Raw genomic sequence first — 229 nt, 5'->3', positions numbered from 1 at the left:
CTTTCCACCGGTGAAGGCATGTCAATCACTCCTAGGTTATTTATTCTCTTTTTTATCATAACCAAAACGAGGAACGTCCCGCATCTTTTTTGCCTCTCGTTCGGCTTGGCGTCTATGCCCAAAAAGCAAGGCTGGGTCGGCGCCCCCATTCCGAGCGAACGACAGTTGTTTTTCTTGAACAAAAGAACGGTTTGTTCTATTGTAATCATGATGATCACAGAAAGGAGAA

The 229-nt window shown here is 45.0% G+C and carries 1 protein-coding gene; it reads right to left on the bottom strand.

Annotated elements, in window-relative coordinates; all coding sequences use genetic code 11:
- Positions 1-36 precede the first annotated feature (36 nt).
- Positions 37-229: hypothetical protein (locus LD028_RS09740; RefSeq protein ID WP_237811701.1), on the bottom strand; the 193-nt coding region annotated here is incomplete at its 5' end.

Origin of the sequence: Anoxybacillus sp. LAT27, assembly GCF_022030075.1 — a bacterium.
In the GTDB taxonomy this organism is placed as follows: Bacteria; Bacillota; Bacilli; order Bacillales; family Anoxybacillaceae; genus Anoxybacillus; species Anoxybacillus kestanbolensis.
The sequence above is the reverse complement of the archived record's forward strand: the minus strand, read 5'-3'. Positions and strand labels throughout refer to the sequence as shown.